The organism is Amycolatopsis sp. ATCC 39116, from assembly GCF_000231075.2.
Classification (GTDB): Bacteria; Actinomycetota; Actinomycetes; order Mycobacteriales; family Pseudonocardiaceae; genus Amycolatopsis_E; species Amycolatopsis_E tucumanensis.
This window is the reverse complement of the sequence record NZ_AFWY03000017.1, coordinates 1-16,834: the sequence shown is the minus strand read 5'-3', so window position 1 is coordinate 16,834 and position 16,834 is coordinate 1. Positions and strand designations below refer to the sequence as shown.

19 protein-coding genes are annotated in these 16,834 nt (G+C 73.2%); 9 read left to right on the top strand and 10 right to left on the bottom strand.

The window, feature by feature from the left end; genetic code table 11:
* Nucleotides 1-2 precede the first annotated feature (2 nt).
* Nucleotides 3-1,340: an MFS transporter gene (locus AMY39116_RS0319160; protein ID WP_020419254.1), complete on the bottom strand. Its 1,338-nt coding sequence runs from the start codon at nt 1,338-1,340 to the stop codon at nt 3-5.
* A 175-nt stretch (nt 1,341-1,515) separates the two neighbouring features.
* On the opposite strand from AMY39116_RS0319160, the gene AMY39116_RS0319155 reads away from it, so the two are divergent.
* The 3 genes from AMY39116_RS0319155 to AMY39116_RS0319140 all read left to right on the top strand — a co-directional run bounded on the left by AMY39116_RS0319155 (nt 1,516) and on the right by AMY39116_RS0319140 (nt 4,362).
* A complete protein-coding gene (locus AMY39116_RS0319155; RefSeq protein WP_020419253.1) occupies nt 1,516-2,508 on the top strand; it encodes an ester cyclase in 993 nt (330 codons plus the stop codon).
* An 86-nt stretch (nt 2,509-2,594) separates the two neighbouring features.
* Complete coding sequence (locus AMY39116_RS0319150; protein ID WP_027936054.1) at nt 2,595-3,032, top strand: DUF4383 domain-containing protein; 438 nt, start codon at nt 2,595-2,597, stop codon at nt 3,030-3,032.
* Between the two features lie 178 nt (nt 3,033-3,210).
* Nucleotides 3,211-4,362: a metallophosphoesterase gene (locus tag AMY39116_RS0319140; RefSeq protein WP_020419251.1), complete on the top strand. Its 1,152-nt coding sequence runs from the start codon at nt 3,211-3,213 to the stop codon at nt 4,360-4,362.
* A 7-nt stretch (nt 4,363-4,369) separates the two neighbouring features.
* Here the strand turns inward: AMY39116_RS0319140 and AMY39116_RS45540 are convergent, their stop codons facing one another.
* The 3 genes from AMY39116_RS45540 to AMY39116_RS0319125 are packed head-to-tail and all read right to left on the bottom strand — an operon-like array spanning nt 4,370 to nt 6,738.
* Nucleotides 4,370-4,990 (bottom strand): DUF1963 domain-containing protein, encoded by a 621-nt coding sequence (locus AMY39116_RS45540; protein WP_162146046.1) that lies wholly within the window; start codon nt 4,988-4,990, stop codon nt 4,370-4,372.
* Nucleotides 4,991-5,023: 33 nt separating this feature from the next.
* On the bottom strand, nt 5,024-5,704 hold the full coding sequence (locus AMY39116_RS0319130; protein WP_020419249.1) for an NADPH-dependent F420 reductase: 681 nt from the start codon (nt 5,702-5,704) through the stop codon (nt 5,024-5,026).
* Nucleotides 5,701-6,738, bottom strand: coding sequence for an LLM class flavin-dependent oxidoreductase (locus AMY39116_RS0319125; RefSeq protein ID WP_020419248.1), 1,038 nt, complete (start codon nt 6,736-6,738; stop codon nt 5,701-5,703). Before AMY39116_RS0319125 ends, AMY39116_RS0319130 begins: the two co-directional genes overlap by 4 nt.
* Before the next feature lie 96 nt (nt 6,739-6,834).
* Between AMY39116_RS0319125 and AMY39116_RS0319120 the strand changes: the two genes are divergently transcribed.
* Nucleotides 6,835-7,320, top strand: a complete 486-nt coding sequence (locus AMY39116_RS0319120; RefSeq protein ID WP_020419247.1) for a MarR family winged helix-turn-helix transcriptional regulator — start codon at nt 6,835-6,837, stop codon at nt 7,318-7,320.
* Nucleotides 7,321-7,450: 130 nt separating this feature from the next.
* Nucleotides 7,451-8,548, top strand: coding sequence for an FAD-dependent monooxygenase (locus AMY39116_RS0319115; RefSeq protein ID WP_020419246.1), 1,098 nt, complete (start codon nt 7,451-7,453; stop codon nt 8,546-8,548).
* 10 nt (nt 8,549-8,558) lie between these two features.
* Here AMY39116_RS0319115 and AMY39116_RS0319110 read toward each other — a convergent pair whose 3' ends face one another.
* Both AMY39116_RS0319110 and AMY39116_RS0319105 read right to left on the bottom strand, forming a co-directional pair.
* The gene (locus AMY39116_RS0319110; RefSeq protein WP_020419245.1) at nt 8,559-9,383 is read right to left on the bottom strand and encodes a thioesterase family protein; all 825 of its coding nucleotides are present in this window, start codon (nt 9,381-9,383) and stop codon (nt 8,559-8,561) included.
* 79 nt (nt 9,384-9,462) lie between these two features.
* Nucleotides 9,463-9,675: a hypothetical protein gene (locus AMY39116_RS0319105; RefSeq protein WP_020419244.1), complete on the bottom strand. Its 213-nt coding sequence runs from the start codon at nt 9,673-9,675 to the stop codon at nt 9,463-9,465.
* 179 nt (nt 9,676-9,854) lie between these two features.
* Here AMY39116_RS0319105 and AMY39116_RS0319100 point away from each other — a divergent pair, with 179 nt between their 5' ends.
* A complete protein-coding gene (locus tag AMY39116_RS0319100) occupies nt 9,855-10,187 on the top strand; it encodes a helix-turn-helix transcriptional regulator (protein WP_020419243.1) in 333 nt (110 codons plus the stop codon).
* On the top strand, nt 10,184-10,816 hold the full coding sequence (locus AMY39116_RS0319095) for a cation transporter (RefSeq protein WP_020419242.1): 633 nt from the start codon (nt 10,184-10,186) through the stop codon (nt 10,814-10,816). The genes AMY39116_RS0319100 and AMY39116_RS0319095 overlap by 4 nt, the downstream gene beginning before the upstream one ends.
* Before the next feature lies 1 nt (nt 10,817).
* Here AMY39116_RS0319095 and AMY39116_RS0319090 read toward each other — a convergent pair whose 3' ends face one another.
* Entirely contained in the window at nt 10,818-12,329 is a 1,512-nt protein-coding gene (locus AMY39116_RS0319090; protein WP_020419241.1) for a CdaR family transcriptional regulator, read from the bottom strand.
* 106 nt (nt 12,330-12,435) lie between these two features.
* Between AMY39116_RS0319090 and AMY39116_RS0319085 the strand changes: the two genes are divergently transcribed.
* Both AMY39116_RS0319085 and AMY39116_RS0319080 read left to right on the top strand, forming a co-directional pair.
* Nucleotides 12,436-13,689 (top strand): FAD-binding oxidoreductase, encoded by a 1,254-nt coding sequence (locus AMY39116_RS0319085; protein ID WP_027936053.1) that lies wholly within the window; start codon nt 12,436-12,438, stop codon nt 13,687-13,689.
* Between the two features lie 3 nt (nt 13,690-13,692).
* Nucleotides 13,693-14,286, top strand: a complete 594-nt coding sequence (locus tag AMY39116_RS0319080) for a GreA/GreB family elongation factor (RefSeq protein WP_020419239.1) — start codon at nt 13,693-13,695, stop codon at nt 14,284-14,286.
* A 46-nt stretch (nt 14,287-14,332) separates the two neighbouring features.
* Here AMY39116_RS0319080 and AMY39116_RS0319075 read toward each other — a convergent pair whose 3' ends face one another.
* The 3 genes from AMY39116_RS0319075 to AMY39116_RS43200 form a co-directional block, all read right to left on the bottom strand.
* Entirely contained in the window at nt 14,333-15,034 is a 702-nt protein-coding gene (locus tag AMY39116_RS0319075) for an SRPBCC domain-containing protein (protein WP_020419238.1), read from the bottom strand.
* On the bottom strand, nt 15,024-15,629 hold the full coding sequence (locus AMY39116_RS0319070) for a helix-turn-helix domain-containing protein (RefSeq protein WP_027936051.1): 606 nt from the start codon (nt 15,627-15,629) through the stop codon (nt 15,024-15,026). Before AMY39116_RS0319070 ends, AMY39116_RS0319075 begins: the two co-directional genes overlap by 11 nt.
* Before the next feature lie 72 nt (nt 15,630-15,701).
* A partial coding sequence (locus AMY39116_RS43200) for an MFS transporter (RefSeq protein WP_020419236.1) occupies nt 15,702-16,834 on the bottom strand: 1,133 nt, incomplete at its 5' end.

Here is a 16,834-nt window from a genome sequence, read left to right as displayed (position 1 = left end):
ACTCAGCGGGCGAACTTGTCCGCGGCGAGCTCGCTGCGGTAGGTCTCCGTCATGAAGAAGGTGATCACCACCAGCGCCAGCACCGCGGCCACCGCGAGGTAGACCCACACGGCGTAGATCGTGCCGAACGTCGACACCAGCAGCGTCGCGACGAACGGCGTGATGCCCATGAAGATCGAGAACGAGCTGTTGTAGGCGATCGAGCTGGCGCTGAACCGGGTGCGGGTCGCGAACAGCTCCGCCGCGCACACCGTGACGATGCCGGTCAGGAAGAACTCCGGGATGATGTAGATCAGCTGGCTCACCACCGCGGCGCCGAACGTGCCGTGCTGGCCCACCCAGAACGCCAGCGGCACCAGCACGATGCACGCCACCGCGCCGGTGATCAGCATCGGCTTGCGCCCGATCCGGTCGGAGATCGCGCCGGCGACGGGCAGCAGCGGGATCAGCACGGCGACCGAGATCATGTTGGACAGCCACGCGGCCGACTTGGACAGCCCGAGCGTGTCGGACAGGTACTCCGGGTAGAAGGTGACCCAGGTGTAGGACAGGATCGCCAGCATGATCGAAGCGCCGCAGAACACCAGGATCGGCCGCCACTGGGAGCGCAGGGCCTCGCGGAACGGCGCCGCGACGACGTTGGTGCCGTGCTCGGTCGCGGCGACGAACTCCGGCGTCTCCTCGATCCGGCTGCGCAGCCAGACCCCGATCAGGCACAGCGGCAGCACCGCCAGGAACGGGATCCGCCAGCCCCAGCTGTGCAGCGCCTCGTCCGTGAACACCGCGCTCATCAGCGCGGCCACCCCGGCTCCGGCGAGGATGCCCAGGAAGCAGCTGTTGGAGGCGAACGAGGTGTAGAACCCGCGACGGCGCGGCTCGGCCCACTCGACCACGAACGCGACGGCGCCGACGTACTCGCCGCCGGCCACCATGCCCTGCACCACGCGCAGCAGCAACAGGATCAGCGGCGCGGCCAGCCCGATCTGGCCGTAGGTTGGCAGCACGCCGATCGCGGCCGTGGAGATGCCCATGAACACCACGGTCCACAGCAGGACCTTCTTGCGCCCGAACCGGTCGCCCCACCTGCCGAGCAGGGTCCCGCCGAGCGGGCGGACCAGGCAGGCGATCGCGATCACCGCGTACGCACTGAGCACGCTCGCGGTGTGGTCGCTCGCCGGGAAGAACGACGAGGCGAGGACGGGTGCCATGTAGCCGTACAACCCGTAGTCGAACTGTTCGACGAAGTTGCCGATGCTGCCGGCGATGATCGTGCGCCGGATCGTCTTCCGACGTCCGGGCGCGTCCGTGGACGCGGCTGTGGTCGGCGCGACGGTGGACATGACACCTCCATTGTGCCACAACGGCTGAGCCGTTTGCATACGTATGGACTGCAACATAGGTGGGCGAAGCGAAGCGGTCAAGACGCAGATCACAGCCGCTTGTTCGCTCTTGCCGACGATCATGCATACGGATACAGTCGGCGTGCCCCGGCCCAGCCACGGAAAGGACGACGCCATGCCCCTCGATCCGGTCGCCTACCAGCCCTACGAGGACCCGGACGACTTCATCCGCGAGGTGACCGACCGGATCTGGGTCCAGCGCGACATCTCCTACATCACCGACAACTACGAGCCGGACTCGATCGTCCACGGTGGCCTCGGCACGGTCGTCGGCAGGGACGGCGTGATCGAAGGCAGCCTGATGCGGATCGCGCAGGTGCCGCAGCACGTGGGCCAGGCCGAGGACGTGGTGTGGGAGGCCCGCGGCGACGACGCGTTCCTCAGCTCGCACCTCGTCTTCTCCGCGGACACGCACATCGTGAACGGCGTCGAGGTGCCGATCCGCAAGCGCACCATCGCCAACTGCCTCTACCGGCGCGGGCGGATGGTCGAGGAATGGGTAGTGCGGGACGATCTCGCCGACTGCCTGCAGCTCGGGCTGGACCCGGCCGAGGTCGCGCGCGGCTTGCGGTTCCGCGGGTACGAGGGCTCGATGACCAAGCCGGCGCCGGCGGACGTCCTGACCGCGGGCGACAGCGGCCCGCGCCCGGACGACCACCGGCCCGAGTGCGAGATGGTGCTGGAGTTCATCGAGGAGGTGTGGAACGCGCGGCGGCTGCACAAGGTCACCGATTTCATGCCGCGCGACCTGTTCCTGCACACGATCGGCGACCGGACGGTCCTGCGCCCCGAGGGGTACCAGCGGGAGCTGCTCACCCAGATCGCGCCGTTCCCCGACGCGCGGTTCGAGGTGCGCGACATCCAGACCAACTACGCGGAGCGCTACGCCGGGCTGCGCATCGCCGTGCTGTGGGTGATGCAAGGGTCCTACCGGGGCGTGCCGGAGTTCGGGCCGCTCACCGGCCAGCCGGTGGACCTGCTCGGGGTGTCGCAGTTCCTGGTTCAGGGCGGGCGCATCACCCGCGAGATCCGCGTGTTCGACCAGATCGCGCTGCGGGCGCAGATCAACAGCCACGAGAGCTCGTTCACGGACACGAACATCTACTGACGCGCCGCGCCCCGGCACCCATCCGGACCACGGGGCGCGACGAATGGCTGGCGACCGATCCGATCCAGCCAGACGAGGTGAGCACCATGTCCCGATCCACCACTGCGTCCAAGACCAGCCCCGTGCGCGTCGCGGCGGGAGCCGTGGGGGCGGTGTTCCTCCTGGTCGGAGTGCTCGGCTTCGTCCCAGGCATCACCACCGGCTACGACGACCTGACCTTCGCCGGGCACCACTCCAGGGCGATGCTGCTCGGCGTGTTCTCGGTGTCGGTCCTGCACAACGCCGTGCACCTGCTGTTCGGGGTCGCCGGCCTGGCGATGTCGCGCAGCGCCGGTGCCGCCCGCGCCTACCTGGTCGGCGGCGGCGCGATCTACCTGGTCCTGTGGCTGTACGGGCTGGTCGTGGAAGAGGCGAGCGCGGCCAACTTCGTCCCGGTCAACAACGCGGACAACTGGCTGCACCTGGTCCTCGGCGTCGCAATGATCGTGCTCGGCGTCGTCACCACCCGAGGCCGCGGCGCTTGAGTCGGCGTAAAGCCGCACCCTTGATGGCCCGCCGCGGCCGGGCACGCGGTCCCGGAAGGCTGCTCCCCTGGCGCACCGGCGCGGACCACGCCGATACGGTTGACCCGTTCGTGTCCGTCCCAGCCGCCTGGAGCACGTCCTGACCGCCATCCTCTTCGGCCTCGTCGTCCTCGCCGCGATGCTCGTGCTGCACGGCTACCTGTGGTTCCGGCTGGTCCGCGCCACCACCGTCGCCGGGCGGGCGCGGCGGCGGCTGACCGTGCTCACCGTCGTCCTCGCCGTGCTGCCCGCGGCCGCCGTGATCGGGCGCCGCGTGCTGCCCTGGTCCGCGCAGGTTCCGCTGGACTGGGTCGCCTACAGCTGGCTCGGCCTGGCGCTCTACGCGTTCCTGGCGTTGCTGGTGCTCGAACCGGTGCGCTGGCTGCTGAACCGGCGGCGGCGCGCGATGCCCGCCGCGTCCGGCCCCGGTGCCGTGGAGGCGCCGCCGGACCCGTCGCGGCGGCTGTTCCTGGCCCGCTCGCTGGCGCTCACCGCCGGGGCTGTCGCGGTCGGCACCGCGGGCACCGGGGCCGTGCTGGCCAACTCCGCGCCCGTGGTGCGCCGGGTGCCCATCGCGATCGCCGGCCTCGACCCCGCGCTGGAGGGCTACCGCATCGTCACCTTCTCCGACGGGCACCTGTCCACCACCTACGGCGGCGGCCGGTTCGAGCGCCTGGTCGAGACGGTCAACGCCCAGCGGCCGGACGCCGTGGCCATCGTGGGCGACCTGGTCGACGGCGAGCTGCACGAGCTGCGCGAGGACGTCGCCCCGCTGGCCGACCTGGTCAGCGGGCAGGGCGTCTACTTCGTCACGGGCAACCACGAGTACTTCGTCGACACCGAGGCCTGGCTGCGGCACCTGCCGACCCTCGGGGTGGACGTGCTGCGCAACGAACGTGTCCCGCTCGGCCGCGGAGGCGTGACCTTCGACCTGGCCGGCATCGACGACCGCACCGCCGCGCGCTCCGGACTGCCCGGCCACGGCGCGAACCTCGACGCCGCGCTCGACGGCCGGGACGACAACGTCCCGCTCGTGCTGCTGGCCCACCAGCCGGTGCAGGTCGAACAGGCCCGCGCGGCCGGCGTGGACCTGCAACTGTCCGGCCACACCCACGGCGGGCAGCTCTGGCCCTTCGACTACGCCATCCGGCTGGACCAGCCGGCGGTCGAAGGCCTCTCCCGCCACGGCGACACGCAGCTCTACGTAACGGCCGGCGCGGGCTATTGGGGCCCGCCGATGCGCATCGGGGCGCGCCCGGAGGTCACGGTCATCGAGCTGACCCGCGGCTGAGCCCGGCCTACGCGCACTGCAGCACGAGCCAGCTCCGGTCCCACGCCCGCGCGAGCAGGTCCTCGTGCCTGACCCAGTAGAACGAGCGGCGGATGACCGGCTTCTCGTCGATGAACGTGCGCCTGGTCATCCCCAGCGAATCGGCGGTGGCGGACTCCCAGGGCACGAACGTCCAGTCCGCCTGTGGCCGCAGTGGAACCGGCGAAAACCGCCCGTTCGCGGGCAGGTCCGACGGCGCCTGCCGGGTTGCCACCTCGGCGTCGCCGGGTGTGAACAGGACCGTCGCCGAGTCCCGGTGCGCCGGGTCGAAACCCCAGGGCTGATGGATCGCGTCGTAGAAGAAGGACAGCAAGCCGTCCGCCGGCAGGATGCCTTCCGCGTCGTACGGGGCCACCTCGGACAGGTCCAGCTGGGCGACGAAGCTGAGTGGCGTATGGCCGGCACGCGGCCACGGCGTCGCGGGAGGCAGTTCGGGATCGCCGCCGAGCCGGGTGCGGTGCGGACCTCGGGCGGGCAGCAGCCGGACACTCGGCAGGGAAGCCGCTACTAGCTCATCGGCAAACTCGCCCAGCCCGGCCGCCCGGACTTTGCGCCGGTGCGTTTCCCGTAGCTCCGCGAAGTCCGACACCGCGCCAGTTTCGCACGTCGGGCTCAACCGGGGTCACCCGTCGAGCGCGCGCGCCTTCGCGACCTGCCGTCCCCGTTCGGAGTCCGGGAAATGGTCGAGGATCGCGCGGAGTTCGGTGGCGGTGACGTTGGCTCCGAAGGCTTCCGAGCCCGGTTCGAGGCGCACGCCCTCGGCGAGCGGGCCGGCGGTGACCGGGTCGAAGCCGAGCGCGTCGACCAGTTCCGCGACCGCCGCGACGTCCGCCGGGTCGTCGCCGGCGATGGCGATCGCCTTGCGGTCCGAGGTTCCGGTGGGGCGGGCGCCGTCCTCCAGGTCGTGGTAACCCATGTGGTTGAAGGCCTTCACGACGCGAGCACCGGCCACAAAGGACTGCACTGTCTCGCTCGACGAGGTGCGCGGGTCGTCGAGGTCGTCGCGGATGCCGTCGACCTCCCACCAGTAGTTCATGGCGTCCACGACCAGCTTGCCCGCGAGCGCCGCGACGGGCACGGCGCGGTACTTGCCCAGCGGCAGAGCCAAGATCACGATATCGGCCTCGGCAGCCGCCTCCGCCGCAGTGGTCGCGATCGCGCCCGGCGTGAGGACGTCGGCGGTCAGCGCGATCTTCTCCGGAGCGCCCGAGCCGGCGATGAGCACGCGGTACCCGGCCGAGAGCGCGAGCCGCGCCAGCACCGTGCCCACCTTGCCGGCGCCGAGGATGCCGATGGTGGTCATTCCGCCTCCGACAGGATGTCGCGCACCATCGGGATCACCTTGGTGCCGTACAGCTCCACCGCCCGCAGGCGCGCGCTCGCCGGCTGCGAACCGCTGCTGTAGATCATGTCGAACCGGCCCACGCCCAGGTCCGTCACCGCGCGGGCGATCTTGCGGGCGACCGTCTCCGGCGATCCGATGTAGAGCGAGCCGTGCTCGATTTCGGCGTCGTACTCCTCGCGGCGGATCGGCGGCCAGCCGCGCTGACGCCCGATCCGGTCGCGGATCACCCGGTACCGCGGCCAGAACACCTCGCGAGCCTGCTCGTCGGTGTCGGCGACGAACCCCGGCGAGTGCATGCCGACCGGGTGCGCGGTCGTGCCGAACTCCCCCGCCGCCCTGCGGTACAGGTCCAGGTACGGCGCGAACCGCTTCGGCGGGCCGCCGATGATCGCGAGCATCAGCGGCAGGCCGTAGTGCGCGGTGCGGACCACCGACTGCGGCGAGCCGCCCACCCCGACCCACGTCGTCAGGCGCCCCGACTCCGTCTTCGGGTAGACGTCGGCGTCCTCCAGCGCCGGGCGCAGCGTGCCGCTCCAGGTCACCGGCTTCTCGTCCAGCAGCCGCGCGAACAGCTCGATCTTCTCCTCGAACAGCTTGTCGTAGTCGGCCAGGTCGTAACCGAACAGCGGGAACGACTCGGTGAACGAACCCCGGCCGAGGATCACCTCGGCGCGCCCGTTCGACAGCGCGTCGACCGTGGCGAAGCGCTGGAACACGCGCACCGGGTCGTCGGAACTGAGCACGGTCACACCGGAGGACAGGTGGATCCGCGACGTGCGGGTGGCGATGCCGGCCAGCACCGTCTCCGGCGAAGAAACCGAGTACTCCGGGCGGTGGTGCTCGCCGAGCGCGATCGCGTCCACGCCGATCTCGTCGGCCAGCACGGCCTCGTCCACGACCTGCCGGATCGCCTGGGCATGCGACAGCGGACGGCCGTCGTCGTCCTCGGGCACGTCGCCGAACGTGTCGAGCCCGAACACCAGATCAGACATCAGAAGGCTCCTCCGTGAGCGCCAAGTAATTGACACGTCAATCTGTCATCACCCGTCATACGCCGGTATGATTGACATGTCAATCAGGAGGTCGGAATGAGTCCAGCACGACGGCAGCGGGTCCTGCCCACCACCGGCGAGTTGCGGGTGTGGCGCGGGTTCATCGAGACCGCGGAGGCGCTGCGCGGCGAACTCGGCTCGCGGCTGCAGAGCGAGGCGGGCCTGTCCTCCGGCGATTACACGGTCCTGCTCGCGCTGAGCGAGGCTAACGGGCAGCGGCTGCGGTCCTCGCAGCTGGCCGACGGCGTCGGCTGGGAACGCAGCCGGCTGTCGCACCACCTCGGCCGCATGGAACGGCGCGGCCTGATCCGGCGGGAGCACTGCGCCACCGACAGCCGCGGCGCCGAGGTCGTCCTCACCGCCGAGGGAGCGGCCGCCTTCCGCGCCGCCACGGTCCCGCACCTGACCGCGGTGCGCGAACTCTTCGTCGACGCGCTGAGCCCCGACCAACTCGCCGCGGCGGGCGAAATCGCAGCGGCACTGGGCGAGCGCCTCACCGCCCGTCGCGGGCGTCGCCCGTGACCGCCTGGTAGCCAGTGATCAGGCGGCGAGCCCGCACAGCGAGGGCGCCCGCCCGTGACTGCCTGGTAGTCCCGGTCCCAGGCAAGAACAGTCCTGCCACGGCGTGGGCCTCCGCCGTTTGACTGGAGTCATGCGCACCACTGATCACGCAGCGGCCGTCGTCGTCGGGGGGTCGCTCGCCGGCCTGATGGCCGCCCTGGGCCTGGCCAAGTTCGGCATCGCGGTGACGGTCCTCGAACGCTCCGGCCCGCAGCCCCGCAGCGGCGCGGCCCTGGGCGGCGCCGAGAGCAACCTGCACCGGCTCCTCGGCCCGGACGGCCTCGCCGGCCCCGAGGCCACCGCCGCCGCCCTGGACGGCTCGCGCCTCCACCTGCAGAGCTGGGCACAGGCGCACGGCCTGCTGCGCCGCGCCGCCGAGGCGGACCCGCACATCGACCTCGTCCACGGCGCCCGCGTCGTCGAGGCCGGCCAGGACGCGACCTCGGCGTGGGCGCGCACCGCGGACGGCGCGGTCCACCGCGGCGATCTCGTGGTGGGCGCCGACGGGCACCGCAGCGTGATCCGCCGCGCCGTCGCCCCCGAGCGCCCCGACGCGACCTTCGCCGGGTACGTCATCTGGCTCGGCATCGCCGAGGAAACGGAACTCGACCTGGAAGCCTGGCCGCCCGGCATGGACATCTTCGACGCAGGCACCGACTGCCTCCTCGGCTACCCGCTGGCCGAGTCCGCGCCGCCCGGCCGCCGCCGCCTGGGCTGGGCCTGGTTCGACCCGCGCCGCAACGACCTGCTGCGCGCCACCGGGTGCGTCGACGGCGACGTGGTCCAGCACTCGCTGCGCCCGGCGGACCTGCCGGCGGGCCTGATCGCCGAACTCGACGCCGAGGCCGCGCAGTGGCCGGCGGCGTGGCGGGAAGCGGTGCGCGCCTGCCTGCGCCGCAGCGGGGTCACCGGCACCCCGGTCGCCGAATACGTCCCGGACCGGCTCGTGCGCGGCCGGATCGCGCTGGTCGGCGACGCCGCGCACGTGTCCACCCCGATGACCGGCCGCGGGTTCGGCGTCGCGCTCACCGACGCCGAAGTCCTCGCCGACGAGGTCGCCAAGGCCGTGGCCGAAGCCCGCGCCGACGCGATCCCGGCCGCACTGCGCGACTACCAGCAACGCTCGCTGGGACGGGCGCGTGAACTGGTCGAGTCCGGACAGCGGTTCAGCCGCTCGTTCGCCGGCTGAGCTCGACCCCTCAGGCGGGTGGGTCGAGGCGGATGCCGGCCAGCTGGGTGGCCTGGGCGACCAGGCGGCCGCGGCTGTCCCACACCAGGCACACCTCGTCGACGCGGTTGCCCTCGATGAGCTGCGCCTTGTGCAGCACGCGCACCGGCCCGGGGGCGGGCAGCGCGCGCACGTAGGCGGTCAGCTCCAGGGTGGGCACCCAGCCGGTGAGCGCGATGTCCAGCGTGGCCGGCGGGAAGGCGTCCACGGCGTAGAGCAGGGACAGCGGATCGAAGTCCGCGCCGCCGGGCAGGCCCAGCCAGCCGCGCAGCACCCCGGCCCCGCTCGGGGCGCCCCGGCCGAAGCCGAGGTCCTCGGGCTGGATGCGCAGGTCGACCTGGTCCATGATGACCGGCCCCGGACCACCCCCGGCCGGGCCGGTGACCGGCAGGCAGTCGGCGTACTCGCGCCCCTCCGGCTCGGGCATGCCCTCGCTCCAGTACGGCTTGGACTCCGCGTCCAGCGCGCCGAGCGTGAACATCGCCTCCACACACGGCGTGTCACCCTGGGTCAGGCGGGCCCGCACCTGGCTCGCCGAACGGCCGGTCCGCAGCACCTCCACACCCAGCTCCACCGGACCCGGCTCCGGCGCGCGCAGGTAGTGCGCGCTGGCCGCGAGCACGTCACGGTGTGCCCCCGAGTGGGTGGCCGCGCGCCCGAGCATCGCCAGCAGATAGCCGCCGTTGGGCTTGCCGCCGATGGTCCACTCGGGGTGGGCGGCGGCGGTGAAGCGCCCCGGGGCGACCTCCTCGACGCGGCTGACGTCGGCGAAAGTGGTGGTGGCTTGGTCGGTCACGCTCGGTTCCTTCGGTGCTGGTGCGTTGGCTACCCGCAGCCTCGCACACACCGCCCGCGTGCCGGCAACGTCACGCCCGTCACGCAGCCGGGCCGTGCCGGGTGGCCAGGCCCGCCTCGACGAGCTGCTCCATCACCCGCCACACCTCGTCGGCGTCCAGGCCGGTGAGGCTCGCCAGGTCGTCGACGGGGTACGGCCCGGCCCCGTGGCGGGCGACGACCTCCAGGATCGCCTCGACGACCTCCAGGTCGTGGTCGGCCGGGCTGGGGTGCGGTTCCGGTTCCTGCGTCACCCCACCAGCGTGGCCCGTCCCCGGCGCGGCGACCACGGCCGTTGGACCCGGTACCTGACGGGACTTTGGTCAACGCCGCATCGCGGGGCCGCCCCGGCCGAGACCTTTGTAGACGGTCCTAAGTGGTCTCCATGACCCGGCGCTTCCAATAGGTCAGCGATCGCTGTACTGTTGTCCCCATGCTGACCTGTGAGACCCGCGGCGCGGCGCTGGCCCGGCTGGGCCGGGCGCTCGCCGATCCCACGCGGTGCCGCATCCTCGTGGCCCTGCTGGACGGCGTCCACTACCCCGGCCGGCTGGCCGGCCAGCTGAACCTGTCCCGCTCCAACGTGTCCAACCACCTGGCCTGCCTCCGCGGCTGCGGCCTGGTCGTCGCCACGTACGAGGGGCGGCAGGTGCGCTACGAGCTGGCCGATCCGCACCTGAAGAAGGCGCTGGGCGAGCTGGTGCACGTCGTGCTGGCGGTGGATCCCGGCGAGCCCTGCCTGAACTCCGCGGGCGCCACCGGATGAGCGAGCACGCCGACCGCTGCTGCGCCCCCGCGCCGACCGGGCGGCGGGCCGCGCTGTCCCGCCGGGTGCGGCTGCTCGTCGCGGCCACGATCACCTACAACGTCGTCGAAGCCGTGGTCGCGATCTCCGCGGGCACGGTCGCCTCGTCGACGGCGCTGATCGGCTTCGGCCTGGACTCGGTGATCGAGGTCGCCTCCGCCGCCGCCGTGGCCTGGCAGTTCTCCGGCGCCGACCCGGAGGCCCGCGAGCGGACGGCGCTGAAGGTCATCGCGGTGTCGTTCTTCGCGCTCGCCGCCTACGTCACCGTCGAGTCGGTGCGCAGCCTGCTCGGCGCGGAACCGGCCGCGCACTCGACCGTCGGGATCGCGCTGGCCGCGGTGTCGCTCGTCGTCATGCCGTTCCTGTCCTACGCCCAGCGCCGCGCGGGCCGCGAGCTCGGCTCCGCCAGCGCCGTCGCCGACTCCAAGCAGACCCTGTTGTGCACGTACCTGTCCGGCGTGCTGCTGGTGGGCCTGCTGCTCAACTCGCTGCTCGGCTGGTGGTGGGCCGATCCGGTGGTGGCGCTGGTGATCGCCGCGGTCGCGGTGAAGGAAGGCCGCGAAGCCTGGCGCGGCGAGCACTGCTGCTGAACTACTCGTGCACGGCCATGGCGATCAGCATCGCCAGGCGCTGCGCCGGATCGTCCAGGTCCAGCCCCGGCACCGCCGCCGTGACGCGGCGCAAACGGTTGCGGACCGTGTTCTGGTGGACGCCCAGCACCGCGGCGGCGCGGCCGAGGTCGCCCTGCGCCTCCAGCCAGGCGCGCAACGTCGGCAGCAGCTCGGGCGCCTCGTGCCCGGCCAGCCGCGCCACCGGACCGCGGGCGGGAATGCGACCGGTCGCCGCGGCCGACCGCAGGCGTTGCAGCAGCACCTGGTGCCAGGATTCGTCGTAGCAGACGGCTTCCCCGTTGCCGCGCCGGTCGTGCAGGGTCAGGCACTCGTCGGACTCCCGGCGCCCGGACGGCAGCTCCGCGACCTCGCACTCCCCGGACACGCCCGCGACGATCCGCAGGTGCGCGGGCAGGCCGGCGACCAGCTGCCGCACCCAGTGGAACGCGGGCGCGGGATCGGCGGCGGGCAGCACGGTGTAGACGGTGTTGCCGAACAACGTGCTGCGCCCGACCCGTGACCACCCGAACCCGGTGGTGGCGCGCTCGAACGCCAGCAGCAGCCCGGCGTTGCGTTCGGCCTCGGTGTGCGCCCGCACCGCGACGACCCGCAGCCCGGACGCGGGCAGGCCCAGTTTCCGGACGACCGCGTCCGCGTCCGGGTCGCCTTCGAGGAGCTGGATGACCAGCTCGGACTCCACCTGCCGTTCGAGGTCCGCGCTGACCCGCCACCGCAGCAGGTGCAGCGCCACCGTGCGCGCCCCGTCGACGAGGATGCTCGCGCGCGCCGCGTCCAGCGGGGCGGTGCACGACACCCACAACGATCCCAGCAGCTCCCGGCCCGCGCGTACCGCGACGACCGAGCGGCCGTGCAGGCCGTGCTCGGGCGCGGCAGGCACGAACAACGGCTCGTCCGACCGCGCGAGGTGGGTGAACACGCCCTGCCGTTCGAACAGGGCCCGCACCCGGTCCGGCACGCGGCGGCCCAGGATCGTGTCCTGCCGCACCGGGTCGGCTTCGCGTTGCTCGCTGGAGTAGGCCATCACCCTGGACAGCTGGTCCTCGATGGTGACCGGCCCGCCGACCGCGGCGGCGATCGTGTCGGCCAGCGCGGACAGGTCGGCCGGGCCGCGGCCGGACTCGGTCTCCCGCCCCTCCAGCACCAGCCCGTAGACCACGCCGGCGACCTGGCTCCAGGACACGCTCGGCTCGACCACGAGCACGGCGATCCCGTCCGCGTTGCGCAGCAGGTCCGGCGCCGGGTCCTCGGTGGTCCGCACGACCAGCACGACCGCCCTGGCCTGCCGCGCGAGCCGGATCGCCTCGGCCACCGTCGGCACGCCGACGGCGAGGAAGATGTCGCCGACCGGGGACTCCTGCCGCACCGGGTCGTGCAGCGCGACGCTGCGCAGCCCGGCTTCGCGGTCGGCGGATCCGCACAGGCGGGCGCCGTAGCTGCCGAGGATCGTGATCAGGCGGTCGAGCTTGACCATGTGCCCACCCTACAAGCACAACCCGGCAACTTGTGCGATCCGGACACCCGGTGGCTTCCGCGGGCGGGCGATGCTCGGGGGGAGGCGAAAGTCAGGGAGGTTGCCGGTGGACGAGAGCGCTCAGGGACCACGCTCCGCCGTCGTGGTCGGCGCGGGGATCGTCGGGCTGTCGACGGCGTGGTTCCTGCAGGAACACGGGGTGCGGGTGACCGTGCTGGACCGCACGGGCGTCGCGGCCGGCGCGTCCCGGGGCAACGCGGGCTGGCTCTCGCCCGGGCTGGCGATCCCGCTCAACGAACCGGGGGTGCGGCGCACCGGGTTCGCCTCGCTCGTCCGGCGGGACGCGCCGCTGCACGTGCCGCCGTCCGCCGACCCGGCGCTGTGGTCGTTCCTGCTGCGGTTCGCCGCGCACTGCACCTGGCCGGCGTGGCGCCGGGTGGTGGCCGCCAACCTGGCGCTGAACGACGACTGCCTGGACGCCTTCGACACCCTCGTTCGCGGCGGCGTGGCGGCGGAGACCGTCGAGGCCCCGATCACCGCGGTGTTCGAATCCGCAGGCGCGGCCGCGGGACTGCTGGCCGAGCTGCGGCGCTTCACCGCGGCCGGGGCCCGCGCCGACCACACCGGCCTGACCGCGGCGCAGGTCCGCGCGCGACTGCCGCAACTGTCCGGCCACGCGGGCGCCGGGATCGACCTGCCCGGCCAGCGCTACGTCGACCCGGGCCGGTTCGTGCGGGCGCTCGCGGACTCGGTGCGCCACCGCGGCGGCACCATCCGCGCCGGGTTCGACGTGCGGTCGGTCCGCTCGCACCGGCACGCGGTGACGGTCGTGTCCCGCGACAACGTGAGCTTCTCGGCCAACGTCGCCGTCCTCGCGACGGGGGCGTGGATCAGCCGCCTTGCCGGGAAACTCGGCGTGCGCGTGCCGGTGCGGGCCGGGCGCGGCTACTCCTTCACGGTGCCCACCGAGACGCCGCTGGCGCAACCGGTGTACCTGCCCACGGTGCGCGTCGCGTGCACGCCCTACCGCGGCGCGATGCGCGTGGCCGGGACGATGGAGTTCCGCGGCCCCGACGACCCGCCCGACGAGCGGCGCGTGGAGGCGATCGTGCGGTCCGCGGCGCCGTTCTTCGAGGGCGTGCGGTGGGCCGAGCGCAGCGACACGTGGGTGGGCCCGCGGCCGGTCAGCAGCGACGGGCTCCCGCTCATCGGCGCCACCGCCGAGCCAGGGGTGTTCGTCGCGGGCGGGCACGGCATGTGGGGGCTCACGCAGGGGCCGGTCACCGGGAAGCTGCTTGCCGAACAGGTCGTCACCGGCAAGCAGCCGGAGTCCCTGCGGCCGTTCGACCCGCTGCGGTGAGCCATGGGATCCACCGAGGACCTGGAGTTCCTGCGCGCGGAGAACGCGCTGCTGCGCGTGGAACGGGACATCCTGCTGCGCGTCGCGGCCGGTTTCGCCGACGACGCCAACGCCACGCTGCTCCGGCGGCGCACCGCCGCCCGGCCGAACGAAGGAGGTAACGCGATGGACACCGTGTGGCTGACCGAGGAGGCGTACGCGCGCCTGAGCGCGGAGCTGTCCGCGTTGCGCGGCCCGGAGGACGACGATCCGGAAGACCGGGAAATGGCTCTGCGGCAGCGAAAGGCGCGCACGCGTGAGCTGGAGGACCTGCTGCGCCGCGCCGTGGTCGGCCAGACGCCGCCCGACGACGGCGTCGCCGAACCGGGCATGGTGCTGACGGTCCGGTTCGACGACGACCCCGAGCCGGAGACCTTCCTGCTCGGCGTGCGCGACGGCGCGGGCGACGACCTGGAGGTGTACTCCCCCGGCTCGCCGCTGGGCCGCGCCCTGACCGGCGCCCGCCAGGGCGAGACCCGCACCTACACGGTGCCGAGCGGCGCGACGGTGCGGGTGACGCTGCTCCGCGCGGTGCCCTACGGCAGGCACTCGGCCTGAGCGCGTCAGACCGGGTGCCGGTCACCGCTGCGGGTGCGGCGCGGCGTCAGAGTGGAGCCCCATCGCCGACGGTCGCGGCGAGCCAGCGTTGCCAGGAGCCGGCGCGGTCCTGCGGATCGCCGGTTTCGCCGTAGTGGTGGTCGCTGACCGCGATCGGCAGGCCGACCGCGGAGCGCTCGTGGAAGCGGACCAGCGCGTCGGGCGTGCGCAGGCCGACGAACTTCGCGGTCACGTAGTCCACCTCGCCCTCCAGCGACGGACCGCCGGGCAGGTCGATCTTGACCGGGGAGCCGAGCCGCGCCGTGCCGAGCGCGCGCAGCAGCCGGTCCCAGCCGCCGGGCGCGGGGGCCTCGGCCTCCGCGTAGGTGGCGGGGCGGCCGCGGAAGTGCCGCAGGTACTCGCCGAGTGTGAACAGGTACATGTCCCAGCCACTGCTGGTCATGCCCTCGTACTCGCCGTCCCAGTCGTCGCCGAGGACGCCACTGTGGACGAACCGGAGCACGCTGGTGCCGCCGTCCCTGCCCTCGATCAGGTACTGGAAGGCCTGCGTGCTGCCGTCCGGGGCCTCCGGGGTGCGGACGAACAGCCGGTGCGGCGGGCTCCACTCGGCGACCTGGGCGCTGTCCGGGTCGATCTCCATCGGCATGAACCAGGCCGCCATGCCCGGTCCGGTGGCGATCGCCTGCCACACCTCCTCGGGTGACGCCGGCAGTTCGATCTCCTTGGGCAGTTCGAATTCACGCCCCATCGTTCGCCTCCTCGGTACGGGTCATCGCGGGATGGATCGCCAGCACGAGCCGGTGCCTGCGCCCCCGGGCGGCGGTTTCGTCGTGGTACTTGGCCACCAGTCCCGCGACCGCGTCGGACAACTCCTGGGTGAACGCGGCCCGGTCCGCCGCGCTGGCGAAGCGGACCTCGCCGTCGAGCGCGAAGGTCGCGACCCGCTTGCCCGCCTTCGCCCCGGCGCCGATCAGCGCCCCGACGTCCTGCACGAGGCGGGCGGCCACGGCGAGCAGCCAGCGGGCGGAGAGCCGGTCCGGCGCGCGGCCCGGGTCCGGCGCCACCGGCCCGGTGGCCGACGGCGAGATCACGTACGCCTCGGCGGTCGCGCGCAGCACGCGCTCGGTCATGTTGCCCTTGCGGCGCTCCTCGACCAGACCGACCAAGCCGTGCTTCTCCAGGTCGCGCAGGTAGTAGTTCACCTTCTGCCTGGTGAGCCCGACCTTCGCGGCGAGCGACGACGCGGACCCGGGTTCGGCGAGCTCGTGCAGCAGCCGCGCCCGCACCGGTTCCAGCGCCGCGGCGGCCACGGAGGGCTCGTCTATCACTGCGACGTCCATCATGCCGCCGAGCGTGGCACCGACAAGTTTCTTTGTCAAGACGATCGATGTTGTCGGTTCGGCGACAGGTGTGTCCTAAGCGGACATCAGCGCGGTGATCGCCGGGCCGAAGGCGGCGCCGAGGAGGTAGCAGAGGTTGAGCAGACCGACCGCCGTCGGCCGGTGCTCCTCGGCGACCGCGCCCGCGTACACCGCGAACACCCCCTGCCCCGAGGCCGCCGCCAGCGACCCGGCCGCCATGCCCGCCAGCAGCACCGGCGTCGCCCCGGCGAAGGAGATCACCACCGTCGCCGCGGTGGCCGCGCCGATCAGCAGCGCGGTCACCACGCCGGGCCGCATCCGGCCGGACGCCGCCACCACCAGCCAGGACAACGCGCCGCCGAGCAGGTAGGGCGCCACCATCACGGTGCCGATCTGCGCGGGCGTCCAGCCGGTGTGCCGGGCCAGCAGCGTGGGTGCGGCGTACAGGATGCCGAAGTTGACCACGGCGAGCGCCAGCCCCACCCCGCACAGGCCGAGGAACCGGGGCGAGCGGGCCAGCGCCGCGGGCAGGAAACCGTCCGGCCGGGCCCGCAGGCGCACGATCAGCAGCAGCACGGTGACCACGGCGGCGGCCGCGGCGGGCGCAGGCCAGTGCGGGACGGCCACCAGGGCGGTGACCAGCGCGGTCACCAGCGCCGCGCCAGGCACGTCGAACCGGGAGCCCGGCGGCTCCGGCGGCGACGCGCGCCTCGCGGCGGCAGGCACCGCGAGCAGGCTGACCACCGGCAGCGCGAGCGTGGCGCGCCAGGACGCCAGATCGGCGACGACCTGACCGGCGAGCGGGCTGACCGAGCCCACCACGGCGAGCGAGGCGGTGACGATCCCCATGCGCCGCGCCGAATCGGCGAGGTTCATCGCCGTCACCGTCAGCCCGGCGCAGCCCAGCGCCTGCGCCGCGCTCCCCACGACCAGCAGCGGCAGCGCCGGCCCGGCCACCACGAGCAGCGCGCCCGCGGCCACGAGCAGCCCGCACACCGCGAGGACGGCGCGGACGCCCCGGCGGGCCAGGAGCCCGGCCATCAGCGGCGTGCCCACCGCGACACCCCAGCCGAAGGCCGTCACCAGCCAGGTCGCCGCGGGGATCCCGACGCCGAGATCACCGGCGACCTCCCCGAGGACCGAGGGCCGGTCCCGCGATGCCCAGCGACAGCGGCCCGGCCAGCAGC

Bases quoted from the DNA above. Each gene is read 5' to 3' on its own strand.
- AMY39116_RS0319160 (WP_020419254.1), bottom strand. From the start codon at position 1,340: ATGTCCACCGTCGCGCCGACCACAGCCGCGTCCACGGACGCGCCCGGA.
- AMY39116_RS0319155 (WP_020419253.1), top strand. From the start codon at position 1,516: ATGCCCCTCGATCCGGTCGCCTACCAGCCCTACGAGGACCCGGACGAC.
- AMY39116_RS0319150 (WP_027936054.1), top strand. From the start codon at position 2,595: ATGTCCCGATCCACCACTGCGTCCAAGACCAGCCCCGTGCGCGTCGCG.
- AMY39116_RS0319140 (WP_020419251.1), top strand. From the start codon at position 3,211: ATGCTCGTGCTGCACGGCTACCTGTGGTTCCGGCTGGTCCGCGCCACC.
- AMY39116_RS0319130 (WP_020419249.1), bottom strand. From the start codon at position 5,704: ATGACCACCATCGGCATCCTCGGCGCCGGCAAGGTGGGCACGGTGCTG.
- AMY39116_RS0319125 (WP_020419248.1), bottom strand. From the start codon at position 6,738: ATGTCTGATCTGGTGTTCGGGCTCGACACGTTCGGCGACGTGCCCGAG.
- AMY39116_RS0319120 (WP_020419247.1), top strand. From the start codon at position 6,835: ATGAGTCCAGCACGACGGCAGCGGGTCCTGCCCACCACCGGCGAGTTG.
- AMY39116_RS0319115 (WP_020419246.1), top strand. From the start codon at position 7,451: ATGCGCACCACTGATCACGCAGCGGCCGTCGTCGTCGGGGGGTCGCTC.
- AMY39116_RS0319100 (WP_020419243.1), top strand. From the start codon at position 9,855: ATGCTGACCTGTGAGACCCGCGGCGCGGCGCTGGCCCGGCTGGGCCGG.
- AMY39116_RS0319095 (WP_020419242.1), top strand. From the start codon at position 10,184: ATGAGCGAGCACGCCGACCGCTGCTGCGCCCCCGCGCCGACCGGGCGG.
- AMY39116_RS0319090 (WP_020419241.1), bottom strand. From the start codon at position 12,329: ATGGTCAAGCTCGACCGCCTGATCACGATCCTCGGCAGCTACGGCGCC.
- AMY39116_RS0319080 (WP_020419239.1), top strand. From the start codon at position 13,693: ATGGGATCCACCGAGGACCTGGAGTTCCTGCGCGCGGAGAACGCGCTG.
- AMY39116_RS0319075 (WP_020419238.1), bottom strand. From the start codon at position 15,034: ATGGGGCGTGAATTCGAACTGCCCAAGGAGATCGAACTGCCGGCGTCA.
- AMY39116_RS0319070 (WP_027936051.1), bottom strand. From the start codon at position 15,629: ATGATGGACGTCGCAGTGATAGACGAGCCCTCCGTGGCCGCCGCGGCG.